12 protein-coding genes are annotated in these 12,313 nt (G+C 40.4%); 5 read left to right on the plus strand and 7 right to left on the minus strand.

What is annotated here, in order from left to right:
* On the minus strand, nucleotides 1-1,169 hold a 1,169-nt coding region (tyrS, locus tag NTX86_05475; GenBank protein ID MCX5922745.1), incomplete at its 3' end, for a tyrosine--tRNA ligase.
* 10 nt (nucleotides 1,170-1,179) lie between these two features.
* On the minus strand, nucleotides 1,180-1,905 hold the full coding sequence (locus tag NTX86_05480) for a hypothetical protein (protein MCX5922746.1): 726 nt from the start codon (nucleotides 1,903-1,905) through the stop codon (nucleotides 1,180-1,182).
* A 429-nt stretch (nucleotides 1,906-2,334) separates the two neighbouring features.
* Here NTX86_05480 and NTX86_05485 point away from each other — a divergent pair, with 429 nt between their 5' ends.
* Entirely contained in the window at nucleotides 2,335-4,572 is a 2,238-nt protein-coding gene (locus NTX86_05485; GenBank protein MCX5922747.1) for a tetratricopeptide repeat protein, read from the plus strand.
* A gap of 14 nt (nucleotides 4,573-4,586) precedes the next feature.
* Here the strand turns inward: NTX86_05485 and NTX86_05490 are convergent, their stop codons facing one another.
* From NTX86_05490 to NTX86_05505, 4 genes are read right to left on the minus strand one after another with little or no spacing between them, the layout of a single operon-like run.
* The gene (locus tag NTX86_05490) at nucleotides 4,587-5,315 is read right to left on the minus strand and encodes a hypothetical protein (GenBank protein MCX5922748.1); all 729 of its coding nucleotides are present in this window, start codon (nucleotides 5,313-5,315) and stop codon (nucleotides 4,587-4,589) included.
* A 33-nt stretch (nucleotides 5,316-5,348) separates the two neighbouring features.
* Nucleotides 5,349-5,864 carry a hypothetical protein gene (locus NTX86_05495; GenBank protein MCX5922749.1) on the minus strand — a complete coding sequence of 172 codons (516 nt, stop codon included), beginning with the start codon at nucleotides 5,862-5,864 and terminating at the stop codon, nucleotides 5,349-5,351.
* A gap of 57 nt (nucleotides 5,865-5,921) precedes the next feature.
* Complete coding sequence (locus NTX86_05500) at nucleotides 5,922-6,248, minus strand: hypothetical protein (GenBank protein ID MCX5922750.1); 327 nt, start codon at nucleotides 6,246-6,248, stop codon at nucleotides 5,922-5,924.
* Between the two features lie 35 nt (nucleotides 6,249-6,283).
* On the minus strand, nucleotides 6,284-6,613 hold the full coding sequence (locus NTX86_05505; protein ID MCX5922751.1) for a hypothetical protein: 330 nt from the start codon (nucleotides 6,611-6,613) through the stop codon (nucleotides 6,284-6,286).
* A 363-nt stretch (nucleotides 6,614-6,976) separates the two neighbouring features.
* Here NTX86_05505 and NTX86_05510 point away from each other — a divergent pair, with 363 nt between their 5' ends.
* The 4 genes from NTX86_05510 (at nucleotide 6,977) to NTX86_05525 (ending at nucleotide 10,979) form a co-directional block, all read left to right on the plus strand.
* A complete protein-coding gene (locus NTX86_05510) occupies nucleotides 6,977-9,445 on the plus strand; it encodes a valine--tRNA ligase (protein ID MCX5922752.1) in 2,469 nt (822 codons plus the stop codon).
* Nucleotides 9,442-9,894: an rRNA maturation RNase YbeY gene (ybeY, locus tag NTX86_05515; GenBank protein ID MCX5922753.1), complete on the plus strand. Its 453-nt coding sequence runs from the start codon at nucleotides 9,442-9,444 to the stop codon at nucleotides 9,892-9,894. The genes NTX86_05510 and ybeY overlap by 4 nt, the downstream gene beginning before the upstream one ends.
* 12 nt (nucleotides 9,895-9,906) lie before the next feature.
* Nucleotides 9,907-10,410: a hypothetical protein gene (locus tag NTX86_05520; protein MCX5922754.1), complete on the plus strand. Its 504-nt coding sequence runs from the start codon at nucleotides 9,907-9,909 to the stop codon at nucleotides 10,408-10,410.
* 137 nt (nucleotides 10,411-10,547) lie between these two features.
* Nucleotides 10,548-10,979 (plus strand): hypothetical protein, encoded by a 432-nt coding sequence (locus tag NTX86_05525; protein ID MCX5922755.1) that lies wholly within the window; start codon nucleotides 10,548-10,550, stop codon nucleotides 10,977-10,979.
* Here NTX86_05525 and NTX86_05530 read toward each other — a convergent pair.
* Nucleotides 10,976-12,295, minus strand: a complete 1,320-nt coding sequence (locus NTX86_05530; GenBank protein MCX5922756.1) for an amino acid carrier protein — start codon at nucleotides 12,293-12,295, stop codon at nucleotides 10,976-10,978. The two genes, NTX86_05525 and NTX86_05530, sit on opposite strands and share 4 nt — an antisense overlap.
* Between the last annotated feature and the right edge of the window lie 18 nt (nucleotides 12,296-12,313).

The raw sequence follows: 12,313 nt of genomic DNA on the forward strand, positions 1-12,313 counted from the left end.
TGTTTACCAACTTTAACAATCATACCCGATTGCCAAGTAATTTCTGCTTTAAAGTCAGCCACCACTTCGCCATCAACTGACACTGCATTAGATTCAATCAGCCGCTTAGCTTCAGATGAAGAAGCAACAGCACCAACTGTTTTAAGCAATTCAACAATCCATAAAGGATTGGCGCAACCAGTAGGCAATGCAACTTCTTGTGCATGGGAATAATCTTTTTTCTGGAACAATGCTACAAATGCTTCACGAGCCGCATCAGCTTCTTGCGCAGACCAAAATTTTGCAATAATTTCATGCGCCATATCTTTTTTTAATGTCATAGGATGCAATGCGCCTTCAGCAACACGTTGTTGCAAATCACTGACTTGGTCAGGCGATCTGCCAAGCAACACAGCAAAATAATGCCACATCAATTCATCAGACATAGACATTAACTTTCCATACGCTTGATCTGCAGGTTCGGTAAGACCAATAGAATTGCCAAGAGATTTTGACATTTTATGCACGCCATCAAGACCAACAAGCAATGGCAACGTCATCACCACTTGCGGCGCTTGTCCGTAGTGCTCTTGCAAAAAGCGACCCATCAAAAGATTAAAGGTTTGGTCGGTGCCACCGAGTTCAATATCAGCATGCAACGCAACTGAATCATAGCCTTGAAACAATGGATACAGCAATTCGTGAAAACCAATCGGTTGATTATTTTTCATGCGCGTATCAAAATCTTCTCGCTCAATTAAACGAGCAAGGGTGCTGTGTGCGCACAACTTTACCATTTCTTTGCTCGTCAATGCATCAAGCCACTCAGCATTAAAACGTACTGATATCTTATTGATATCTAAAATTTTACCAATCTGTTCGAAATATGTTTTGGTATTATGTTTAATATCTTCTTCCGAGAGAGGCGGACGTGTTTTTGATTTGCCAGTAGGATCACCAATGCGCGCAGTAAAATCTCCAATTAAAAAAATAATTTCATGACCAAGATCTTGAAACTGTTTTAATTTTGAAAGAACAACAGCATGTCCTAAATGAAGATCTGGAGATGTTGGATCGGCACCTAATTTGATGTTAAGTTTTTTTCCACTCAATAATTTTTTTTCCAAGTCAGCTTCAGGAATAACCTGAACCGTGCCAGACTTTAATAATTCTAAATTTTTATTATGCATACTATCTCACTTATAATGCGCCAAAAAGGCATGCTATTAAATATCCCATATGAGCTATCATTACCATCAACAACCATCTGAGCTGTGGCGTTACAAAAATTGAAACCACAATGGCATATAAAAATATGGTGGCAAGATTATTATATTGAGCATAGTGCGGAGAACGCTCTATCAGATAAATCATAACGAGTTCTAAACCACGAAATACAAGATTAAATACCGCCAAAAAAACATTCAAATAAACTGATGCAATTAATACCAAAGCGAAAGAAATGGCAATTGATGAACCACCTGGATAGAGTGCAGCAAAACGCATGTGCGATAGCTCCCCTGTCATCATCATGTCCACAGAGACACCGATAACCTTACCACCAAACATCAAAACAAGTCCGGTAATAGAAAATGTTGCCAGCACAATGTGCGCAATGGCATCAGACCAATAAGCAATAATTAATTTAATCCAACGAACAAGTGGTGATCGTGCCACAATGTTATGTGGATTAAGTGGCATATGGCTGCCCCAACCAAAGTGCAACCACAAAAGACAGATATAGCCAACAAGGTCAAAATGTTGCGCAGGATTGAGCGTCAAAAAGCCGGCGTTTACTGCCGAATCGTCACCCATTTTATCAGTCACCCATGCACGGAAATACCCGACAAAAGTAACTACAAAAATATAGGCCAATGAAAATGAAATCATGGTAATAAAGAATTCTGCTGACTTGAGGCTAACCATGGGATCCTAACAGGAGTAAAAATGGGCTTTTCTTATTTATTGTAGGCAAAATAGCACCGACGGTCAATCAGCCTTATCCAATAGATACAACTCAAAGTGCTATTATTCAAACACACATAAAGCATCTCAGATCCGCTCGCCCTGAGTGTTTCGAGCTTTTTATAGCGAGAAATGTAACGAACGGGTCGGATCTAAAAAAACTTACATAATTTTTAATTTTTCATTGCACATAACTTTCCCACCGATCCTTCGTTACATTTTTTTCCATGCAAAAGCATGTCAAAAAACACTCAGGACGAGCGGTGGAGAGAGTACTTTACTAGTGTTAATATGTTGTTAAAAAACTCACTCGACAAAAAAGCAAGGGCTCAGTAGAATAACGCACAGAGAACCTAATGAAACTATAAAATAAGCAAGGAAGTTTTAATAATGAAGACTCAAACAAATGCCTCCTCATGGCTCTACACAATACTCCCACCATCGTTTTTAGCGATTCTCACTGCCATAGTATATTACCCGTCACTGCATTATGAATTCCAGTTTGATGACATTGCAAATATTACTAAACATTTTGACATACGCCATAACAGCCTGAGCAAGCTATGGTTCAGCGGCACACGTTGGATTAGCTACTGGCTTAATTCAGTACACTATAGCATCGGCAAATTTGATCCGTTTTCTTATCGTGTTGGCAATGTGTTGATTCATACCTGCAATGGGTTGCTAGTATTTTTCTTGTTACTTACCGTATTGACACATTTAAAAAAGCAAAATTTTTTCAAAACACATGCCCATTCAATTGCTTTTATGACCGCCTTATTATTTTTATTACATCCTGTACAAACTCAAACAGTCTCTTACGTTATTCAAGGTGAACTAGAGGGGCTCGCAGCACTCTTTATTTTCGGCATGGCACTATGTCTTGTCAAGCTTTCACAAGCGACAACACGCGGCAAAAAAACTATTCTCGGGGCTTTGCTTTTTGCCCTTGCGGTGCTTTCATGCGGCACAAAAGAAATTGCGGTTATTTCTCCCGCACTTTTTATGCTTATTGATTGGTTTTTTATAGCCCAAGGAGATTGGCGTTCATTCAAACAACGACTCATTATTCATGCGGCACTTTTTGGCGTCATCTCGACAATTTATCTGTGGCTTCTCAAGCCAGCATTTTTCACCAAAATTTTAACATTTGGCTCAGTTGCAAAAAATAATATTGGCAATGTTATTACTCACAATGGAAACGTCGCTATAACCCCAGGAATGTTCTTCGTTTCACAATTTAAAGTTATTTTACACTATCTGTGGATGTTTGTTTGGCCATTTGGAATCAGCGTTGAGTATGACTGGATGCTTTCAAAAGGTTTTTTTGCTCCCGATGCTCTTGTGCCATTTATCGGATTGCTCGCCATTGCCTATGCCGTGTACAAACTATTACGCCGTGACAAAGCAGATGTTGTCGCATTTGGCGCACTATGGTTTGCTGTTGCCATTGCACCACGCTCAAGCATTATTCCTTCGCCCGAACTACTCGTTGATTACAAAACCTATACTGCCTCGTTTGGTTGGTTGTTCTTGCTCAGCGCAAGCTTAATTTGGGCTTTTACGTATCTTGTAAAGAAACTAAAAAATGTGCCGGTACTTTCTCATAATCACTATGGTCCTGTAGCTTTGATATGTCTTTTTGCATTACCACTCAGCATCGCAACAGTCCAGCGAAACACTGTCTGGCGTTCGGGACTAGAATTCTGGGCAAACATTATTCAAAACGCTCCCGGCAAGGCACGTGCTTATAATAATTATGGCGTTGAGCTATCACAACAGTGTCATAAATTTGAAGAAGCTGCGGCAAACTTTAAAAAAGCAATTGCTATGGATAGTAAATATCCAGACCCATGCAACAATCTGGCTGTTGCTTACTCTAACATGGGCAGAATTGACGATGCCATTGTAGCACTCAAGCAAGGACTAGCGATTAATCCTTACTATCCTGAAGGATATAATAATTTGGCTTCCTTCTTAATCATGAAAAAGGAGCTCGATCAAGCAGAACAATGCCTCAATGTTGCGCTAAAACTACGTCCATATTATGGAAAAGCCTACTTCAATTTAGGTCGACTATATTTAGAAAGGGGCGACCAAGAGAAAGCATGGCAATTGTTTAAAGATAGCTGTACTAAAGCAGACTTAGATACCGATATGGGCTTTGCAACCTATGCAAAAGCTAGTCTAGGTCTGCAGAAATTTGATGATGCAATTTTTGGTTTCAAAAAGACACTTGAACTTAATCCAAATTATCCGGAAGCTAAATTTAATTTAGCTAATGCCTATTTTTTGTCTAACAAATACGATCAAGCCATCGCACTTTACGAAAACATACTCGCAACGACACCGCAAGAAACACGCGCCTGGTACAATAAAGGAGAAGCTCACGTTAAAATTAATCAACCAGAAAAAGCATTAATCTGTTTTAAAAAAGTAGAACACATGCACGACTCAATGCCACAACTTTCTATAAGAATGGCAGGATGTTATGAAAAATTGGGAAATGTACCCGAAGCAAAAAAGGAGCTCGTAACATTAATAAATAATGCTAAAGCTCCTGATTCTATGCGCCAAATAGCAAAAGGTTTATTCAATCAACTTGAAAAACATTACGCCCAGGCCTAACTTCTTTACTTACATTAAGGAACCAACGGCCTTCTTGATTCTGTCAAAGGCGCTATGGCAGGTTGCCCTGTTGTTGGTTGCACAACCGCCGCCATCGGGTTAACCGATTCAAGTTTTGGTGTTTCCTCTATCACGGCAGCAGATTTTGATATAGGTTGTTCTGCTGTTGATGGCACAATTGCAGCCATTGGATTAACCGATTCACGTTTTGGTTTTTCTATTGGTTCAGAAGCTTTTGGTGTCTCCATTTGTTTAGGCGCTTGGACAGACTCTCCATGCACTGCAGGTTCAGATGCTAGCACATCTGCCGTAGGAGGAGTTGCTGCTGCAGTTGGTCCAACCTTAGCGGCCTCTTGTACAATTGCCGATTTAACAACATTAATAGGCTCTGCTACCATTGCTGTTGGTTCTATTGGAGAAATTACTGCTGGCTTTTCTGCTACAGGAGGCATTGATGTGGCAACTGCAGAAGTTGTCACTGCTGATGACATCACTGTTGCTGGTGCATTTTCTTCGCCTTTTCGTGTAGACAAATAATACGCAACACCACCGCCCACTGCCGCTACTGTTGCAGCTGCTGCCCCAACAAGTACAGGATGGTCTTTAATGACACCCATCACACCGCCCGCAGATTCAGTTACGGGAACTTCAACCGGTTTTTTTACTTCATCCAATGCGTTAGAGGGCGCTGTAAACAGCACCCCTACCATTGATCCTATGAGTACGTATTTGTATATCTTCATAATTATATTCCTACGTTATGCTCCGCGCACTATTTACAACAAATCATCATTCGTGTTGTACATAGCCTCTTCAAACAGACGTTGCGCTTTGACTTCTTGGTACTTGTTATAACCAACATAGCCTAATCCACCAATTACCGCTGTTGCTCCAAGAGCAATACCAGCTGCTGCATATGGGTGATAGGTGATTGCCGTTTTCAACTTTTGTAAACTTTCTGCGGCAACCGCTTTTGCTTTGCTTATTGCTTCTTGAGCAGTGTAAAGTACAGATGGCTTGTTGTAATACTGATTATAAGCATATACACCACCAGCAACAGCCGCACCAACTCCTACTGCTATAGCAGCCGAAGCTTTAGGATTATTCGCAACAGCATTTTTCACCGAATCAACTGCATTGGCAGCCATTACTTTAGTTTTTTGTGCTGCATCTACCGCCATTGCCTTAGCAGACTGGGCCGTTCTTGTTGCTTTATCAGCAAGACTTTCAGCTTTTGATACCGTTGTCATTGAGACAGCAACCAGTGCTGTGAGTAAAATATAATTCTTCATATTCATTCTCCTTTTATTATGTAACTATTAATTATAAATTTTTCAAAAAATCTCATTCTATTTTTGTTGAGGGCGATAGATAATTGCCGGTTGCGATTTTTGTAAGGATTCTTCTGCAACCGCTTTTGCTTTATCTATTGCTTCTTGAGCCGTGTAATTGTAATACTGATTAGCTACAGCAGCTGAAGTCGCAGGACTGTTCACCGCTGTATTTTTTGTTGTTGCTGCCATTGATTTAGTTTTATTGGCCGCCGCCGCGTCGAGCGCCGCTTTTTCTTTAGCTGCTTGGGCTGTTTTTATTGCTTTATCAGCAAGACTTGAAGCTTTTGATAGTGTACCCATTGATACTGCAACCAGCACTGCAAACAACATATAATTCTTCATATTCACTCTCCTTTGACTTGGTCTTTAGCCATTAATTATAAATTCTTTCCAAACATTTCTTCATACTTTGCTCGAGCGTCATCAAGATTTTTTTGTTCTTCGAGTTCAATTTCTTTTATATTTTTGCCCGCTTTTTTCAAAGCCTTGTAAGCTTCTTTTTCTTCTTCAAAAGCTTTTTTAAATGCAGTTGCATCTGGACAGTTCAGATCTTCAATAGCTTTAGTCGTTTTTTCTCGAGCCTCTTCAAAAGTAATCTTTGCTTTTATTTCCTTCTTGATAGCGTCAAATTTTGATTCCGCCTGACAAACGCCAGAAACAACCAAAGCTGCTACCACTAACGTCAGTCCTAATCTATTTATCTTCATACATACTCTCCTTTTTTATTAGGTTATTTTAAAATATATAAACATTTCTATCTGTAATTTAATTATATATTAAAAAATAAACAAAATGCAATGATTGATAAAAAAAAATAAAAAAAGTTAAAAAAGCCCTGTAAATTCAGGATAAAATCGATTTTTTTCGAAAAAAATCAGTCCAAGGACTTTTTTTGACCCCCCCCGTTTTTCTTAGTATTATTAAAAACAATCATCTTGAACGCTATTAACAATTAACCCTCACACGGCTTAAAAGCCGTGGTTTAGGGGACCCCGGAAAAGGGCTTAGGCCAATTCGTCCCCAGTCTTGAAAAGACCTGGGGTTTTCTGGGGATAAAATAAAGAAACCATATGAATAAACAGTACGAACACTCTTCATCTGAAGCACAAGCTCAACAAAAATGGGCTGCAGAAAAAACCTATAGTTTAGAAAACAATCCGGGCAAACTTTATTCCATCGATACACCGCCACCAACAGTTTCTGGCAGTCTTCATATCGGCCATATTTTCTCCTACACTCAAACCGATATTATTGCCCGCTATAAACGCATGCAGGGTTTTTCTGTATTTTATCCCTTTGGCTTTGATGATAACGGACTACCAACCGAACGTTATGTCGAAAAAAAACGAGACGTTCGCGCACATGGCATGCCTCGCTCAGAATTCATTAAAATATGCCTTGAAGAAACACATAGCGTTGAACAACAATTCGTTGATCTCTGGCAACGTATGGGGCTCTCTGCAAACTGGGAAAATTGTTATTCAACAATATCCGATTTAGCACGTAGACTTTCACAAGAATCATTCATCAAGCTCTATAAAAAGGGCTACATCTATCGCAAGCATGAACCAGCACTCTATTGCACAACCTGCCGCACTTCTGTTGCCCAGGCAGAACTTGATGACGTACAAAAACCTTCATTCTTTAATGACATTGTGTTCAAAGATGCAGAAGGCAACAACCTTATTATCGGCACAACACGCCCCGAATTATTACCATCGTGTGTTGCACTTCTGTTCAACCCCGATGATGCACGCTATCAACATTTACGTGGTCAAAAAGCTACTGTTCCTCTCTTTGATTATGAAGTTCCAATCCTAGAAGATGAACATGTGTCCATCGAAAAAGGAACAGGGCTCGTGATGTGTTGTACCTTTGGTGACAAAACAGACATCGAGTGGTACAAAAAATTTAAATTACCCTACAAACAATCCATTACTCTTGATGGCAAATTTGCTCCAGAAACTGGCATTTTGACAGGACTCAAAGTTCCTGAAGCACGAGCTAAGGTTCTTGAAGAACTGGCAAAAAACAATTTGTTGATTGGCCAAAAGCCAATCACCCATTCGGTCAATACGCACGAACGATGCAAAAAAGACATTGAATTTGTAGCGCTTGAGCAATGGTTTGTGAATATTCTTGATCATAAACAAAAATTCCTAGAGATGGCCGACAAGGTAGATTGGTACCCAGCCTTCATGCAAGCTCGCTACAGAGATTGGGTGGAAAATTTAAGTTGGGATTGGTGTATTTCACGCCAGCGCTTTTTTGGTATCCCTTTCCCTGCTTGGCACTGCAAGGCCTGTAACCACATTATGGTAGCAGATATCACCCAGCTTCCTATTGATCCACAAGAAACTCCGTTCTCTGGCTCATGCGACAAATGTGGCAGCACTGATATTGCCCCTGACACTGACGTTATGGACACCTGGAACACTTCTTCCATTACGCCATACATTGTGTTTGCTTTGTATGAAAATAATGACAAAATCTCCATCGATGATCCTGCAGTGCATAATTTTATCCCTATGAGCATGCGTCCTCAAGCGCACGACATTATCCGCACCTGGGCTTTTGATACGATTGTAAAAGTATGGATGCACCACGAAACCATTCCATGGCACAACATTGTGATATCCGGACATGTGTTGAGCGATGCAAAAGAAAAAATTTCTAAATCCAAAGAGAACTCACCACTTGTGCCAGAAAACTTACTCAAAACTTATTCTGCGGACGTTATCCGTTATTGGACAGCAACCGGCAGCTTGGGCTACGACATTGCTTTTTCTGAAACACAGCTGAAAATTGGCCAACGCCTCGTAACAAAATTATGGAATGCCTTCTGGTTCACCAAAGAGCATATTACGGCGCTGGAAAACCCAAAGGTAATGCCAAAAAATCTTGGTCAGGTAAACGAATGGATTCTACATACCGTCAACAATCACTTTGAAAACTACAAAAAATATTTTGAAGTTAACGAGTTCGGGTTAGCACTCCAACCTATTGAAAAGTTTTTCTGGAATGATTTCTGTGATAACTATTTAGAACTCATCAAAAATCAGTTATTCAACCCAGAACTTTATTCGGCTGAAGAAGTTGCCGCAACACGCTGGACGCTGTATCATGTGGGACTACGCATCCTACAAATGTATGCACCGTACATACCCCATGTGACCGAGACTATTTATGGAGAATTGTATAAACAACACGAAGGCAAAGACTCGCTGCATCAAACCAAATTTGCTGATGCTCAATACCCGTTTGTCTTTACCCAAACAGCCGCTACCATGGAGCGAATTGTGGCATTAACTGGTGCAGTCAGAAAACTCAAGACAGAAAAGCAACTTTCGCTCAAAACAGCTCTTGAATCTTTAACTATTCATGTTGAAGACGCTGCTGCGCTTGAACACCTCAAGCAGCAAGAACAACTCATTAAGGGCGTCACACAATCAGTTGCGCTCGTTTATGTGGTTGGCAAACTTGAAACTGCAGCATTAGAAGAAAAAGATGGATTATGGCACGGCAAGGTTGGACTGTGATCGCTTTAAAAAACTCTGTCCGGAAAATTAAGATAAACGAAAAAAAACTTATTGCTCAGGCAGAAAAGATCCTGTATATTCTTAAGTATACCGATTTTGATTTAGGCATACTGCTGACAACCAACAAAACCATCCGCACTTACAACAAACAGTATCGAGGTAAGGATAAACCAACTGACATTCTATCATTCAGTTATCACCCTGACCTTAAAGCCGGCCAACGCATTAAGCCTAAAACAGAAGAGGATAAAAATTTGGGCGACTTGATTATATCGCTTGAATATGTTCAAAAGGATGCACAAAAATGGGAGCAAACGTTTGAGCAGCGCATGCAAATTCTGCTTGTGCACGGCATTTGTCATCTGCTCGGCTATGACCATGAAAAAGATGAAGAGTACGAAGTGATGCATAAAAAAGAACAAGAAATTTTAAAACAACTTACTCAGTAGGGATCTTTAGTAGTGGAACACGCACAATTAGCAAACACGATTGAATATCATAACCACACCTATGAAGAAAAAAACACTTGGAAATCATACGGCCGCAATATAGCTAATGGCGCAACTCATTCAATAGGTTCACACTTAGGAAGCGATCTTTACAGCCTGGTAAAAAATCGCATTTTCTCTGCCAAACAAAAACAAACAAATCAAAATGATAATGATGACCTTTCAACTATCATCGCGCTTCAACAAATGCTAGACCAAGAAGCAGAGCAATTAAAAAACATGTCTGAAGTAATAGAATCACTCGAGAATGATCCTATCAGAGCCGATGCCTGCAAAAAAATGAAAAATCAACTTACTGTTTTAAGTCTTCAGCATATGGAAAAACGTATGCATTTGGCTGGTTATGGACAACAAAAAAAACCTACAACCGCAACAGCTCCTGTCTATCAATCAAAATTGGCTGAACAAAAACAAGAACAACAAACGCCTCCAGCCACAGGTACTACCATTGCTTAACCTTCTCAGGACTTAATATGATTATACGTCGATCTTCCATATCAATACTGAACGCGCTAATTTTATTATGTACTGCCTCGTCGATACATTCAGCACAACCTCCCCAATCACCATCAAGCCCTGCATATGAAGTTGGCATGGCTTTACTCAAAGCAGGCGCTGGAGCAATTGTCGCACGAGCATGTTATGATCTTTATGATCGAGCAATGCATGATCCGAAAGAAAAAAAAGAAAAAGAAGAAGCTGAACGTAAAGAAAAAGAACAGCATAGAGAACTGCAAGAAAGATCTCTCTGTATCGCTGAAAGTGAGGCAATACAAAAAGGATATATCTTAGTCCTACAAGTTTGCAATTCTGGGATCCCTAAAGAAAAATGTGATGAGTTACGCAATAAGCATTTAACGCTACTTGTCCTGAACACAGAGAATAAAATCCGCAAAGAAGAGCTACAAAATAATCGCTTAAACAGCTTAGAGCAAACAATTCAGCAACCAGCTCAATCGCTCAAAGAAGCTACGCAGCCAAAATTTCTTTCTGCGGTATCTGCAGCAGCAAAAAGCGTAAACTAAACCTTTAAGACATTTGGCCGTTTAAACGCCAAATACACAACGCCAATTAAGTTTGGAATAGCAACGAACGTCAACACCGTATCCATCATTTCCCACACCAATTGCACGCGCATCATAGAGCCTAGAAAAATGAGCGATACGGTGAATAGCAAATACGCATTCACCCATCGAAATCCTGCCAACGCGGCAAAACTTTGTCTTCCATTAAAACTATTGCCCATCACGGTCGTCAATGCAAACAAAGCAATACTACCGGTTAAAATCCAACGTCCAAATACTGGCGAATGCATTTTGAATACCTCGTACACCAAGGTACTACGAAATTCTCCTTGCATCCAAATGCCCGTCACTAAAACGAGCAGACCAGAAACGAGTGATAAAAAAGCATCAGCGCCAGCTGAAAACATTGCCAAAATACCTTGATCGGTCGGCTTTTCTACATCTGCCATAGCATGAGGAATTGACGAAGTACCAATGCCTGATTCGGTAATAAAAATGCCACGATAGACGCCCGTTCGCATTGTCTGAAACAACGTAACACTTACTAAACCGCCCGCTGCTGCCACAGGAGAAAACGCCCCTTGAAAGATCAATGTGAATGCCTGACCTAATGCGCTTAAATCTTTAAGCAAAATAATTGCAGCAAATGAAACATAGCCAATAAACATAATTGGCACGAGTTTGCTTGCAACAGCGCTCACGCGTTGCGCACCACCTCGCAACACAACCCAAACGAACAATCCTAGACCTAGCCCGGTAACCCATGCTGGAACATGCTCATGTGCCAAGATTGAAGCCAATGTATTAGCTTGCACTCCTGACCAACCTGCCATTAAAAGTGCCATGGCAAGACCGTACCACACAGCAAGCCATGGTTGCACTTGAGCAAGGTAACGCATTGGTCCACCAATGATATGCCCATCAACGGTTTTAATGCGGGTATCTAAAGCAAATACAACCTCAGTAAACTTAATCGCTGATCCAATAAAAATATATACGATAAGCCAAAATAATGCGCCAGGACCACCGACCATAATTGCCAATGTCGGACTTACAATATTACCAATGCCAATGGTAGTAGCCATAGCAGTAAATAAAGCACCAATGGAACCGATAGTCCGCATTTGACCTTCGCCTGCTTGATGCTTGCCTTTAGTGGCGCCTTTGGCGAGAAGTTTTATGAACAAAGGAAAGGCACGGATCTGTAAAAACCCATATTTAACCGTTAAAACAATCCCTATGCCAAAGAATAGTATCGTTGCTGGCAGCGCCAAAATATCATTATTAAGCCAAGCGAAAAATTGTAACAAATCCATGAATACGTCTTTCTCTAT

This window comes from Candidatus Dependentiae bacterium, assembly GCA_026389015.1.
Taxonomy (GTDB): Bacteria; Babelota; Babeliae; order Babelales; family Vermiphilaceae; genus JAPLIR01.

What these genes read in the sequence shown, in the direction of transcription:
- NTX86_05480 (MCX5922746.1), bottom strand. Translation starts at nt 1,905, where the DNA reads ATGGTTAGCCTCAAGTCAGCAGAATTCTTTATTACCATGATTTCATTT.
- NTX86_05485 (MCX5922747.1), top strand. Translation starts at nt 2,335, where the DNA reads ATGAAGACTCAAACAAATGCCTCCTCATGGCTCTACACAATACTCCCA.
- NTX86_05490 (MCX5922748.1), bottom strand. Translation starts at nt 5,315, where the DNA reads ATGAAGATATACAAATACGTACTCATAGGATCAATGGTAGGGGTGCTG.
- NTX86_05495 (MCX5922749.1), bottom strand. Translation starts at nt 5,864, where the DNA reads ATGAAGAATTATATTTTACTCACAGCACTGGTTGCTGTCTCAATGACA.
- NTX86_05500 (MCX5922750.1), bottom strand. Translation starts at nt 6,248, where the DNA reads ATGAAGAATTATATGTTGTTTGCAGTGCTGGTTGCAGTATCAATGGGT.
- NTX86_05505 (MCX5922751.1), bottom strand. Translation starts at nt 6,613, where the DNA reads ATGAAGATAAATAGATTAGGACTGACGTTAGTGGTAGCAGCTTTGGTT.
- NTX86_05510 (MCX5922752.1), top strand. Translation starts at nt 6,977, where the DNA reads ATGAATAAACAGTACGAACACTCTTCATCTGAAGCACAAGCTCAACAA.
- NTX86_05525 (MCX5922755.1), top strand. Translation starts at nt 10,548, where the DNA reads ATGGCTTTACTCAAAGCAGGCGCTGGAGCAATTGTCGCACGAGCATGT.
- NTX86_05530 (MCX5922756.1), bottom strand. Translation starts at nt 12,295, where the DNA reads ATGGATTTGTTACAATTTTTCGCTTGGCTTAATAATGATATTTTGGCG.